Source organism: Streptomyces sp. NPDC048392, assembly GCF_043200575.1.
Taxonomy (GTDB): Bacteria; Actinomycetota; Actinomycetes; order Streptomycetales; family Streptomycetaceae; genus Streptomyces.
In genome coordinates, this window is record NZ_JBICYB010000104.1 from 1 (window position 1) to 1,280 (window position 1,280).

General features: G+C 68.8%; 1 protein-coding gene. It reads right to left on the minus strand.

The features are described 5' to 3' along the window. Positions 1–36: 36 nt before the first annotated feature. Positions 37–1,263: an IS701 family transposase gene (locus ACGFYH_RS37375; RefSeq protein WP_393807626.1), complete on the minus strand. Its 1,227-nt coding sequence runs from the start codon at positions 1,261–1,263 to the stop codon at positions 37–39. Positions 1,264–1,280 lie beyond the last annotated feature (17 nt).

Here is a 1,280-nt window from a genome sequence, read left to right on the forward strand (position 1 = left end):
CCCGGGCCTGGTGTCGGCGGCGCCATCTGGACCAGTTCATCGTGTGGTTGCCCTGTCGAGCAGGGCTCCGGTGGGTAGTTGCCAGTAGACGGCGGATCTCGGCGGGGGTGAGGTCCACGAGGTCGGGTGTGTCGTGACCGGCTCCCCCTTTTGGCGCTCTTGGGCGGCGGTGACGGCCAGGAACGCGTGGGCGAGCATGGCGAGGGTGATGTGCCGGTGCCAGCCGACGTAGCGGCGGACTTCGTACTGGTCCAGGCCGCATTCGTTCTTCGCGCTCTGGAAGCATTCCTCGATCTTCCAGCGGCATCCGGCGATCCGCACGAGATCGGCGACGGTGGCGTCCAAGGGGGCGGATGCGAGGAAGTAGGCGAGATCGTCGGGCTTGGTGATGCTGCGGCGGGCGAGCATCCAGCGTTGCCGGGTGGGCTCGTCGCCGTCGCACTCCCAGACCGCCGGCAGGCGGGCGGCAACCCAGTCGTAGAGCCGCGGTCCTTTGGCGCCGTCGCCGCAGGAGAGCCGCTGCCATGCCTCGTCGGGGGCCTGGCCGATGAGGTGCTCGATGCGGGGGCCGTGGACCTGCTGGGACTTCGGCACAGCCACGACGTAGGACAGGCCGGCGTCTTCCAGGAAACGTCGGAAGCGGGAGTCCTGCCCGTAGGCGGCATCGGCCGCGACCCAGGCGACGGGCAGCGGGCCGGCCTGCGCTCGCAGGACAATGGTGCGGGCCAGCTCGTTCTTGGTCGCGAACAGACGGTGTTGAGGGATGCGGGCGGCGCGGCAGCGTTCGGGGTCCTCGGTCCAGGACTTGGGGAGGTAGAGCTCGCGGTCGACGAGAGCGTGGCCGCGGGTAGTGGCGTAGGCGGCGAAGACGCCGATCTGGCAGTTCTCGGTGCGGCCGGCGGTGCCGGAGTACTGCCGTTGCACGCCTGCTGAGGTGATGCCCTTCTTGACGAAGCCGGTGTCGTCGATGATCAGGATGCCGTCGTCGGCGCCGAGGTGTTCGGCGACGTAACCCTGCAGGTCGTCGCGTATCTCGTCGGCCTCCCAGCGGCTCTTCGCCAGGAGGTGCTGCAGCCCGTCAGGTGTGGAGTGCCCAGCGAACTCAGCCAGCTGCCAGGAGTTCTTGCGCCCCACCGGTCCGAGCAGACCCCGCACGTAGTCCCGCATCCGACGTCTGGGCTCGACACGGGGGAAGCGGTGCCCGATCCGTAAGAACAGCTCTTCCAGCCCGTGTTCCCACCCTGAGGCAGGTGCGTCATCGATCACGTGCCATGGCTGTC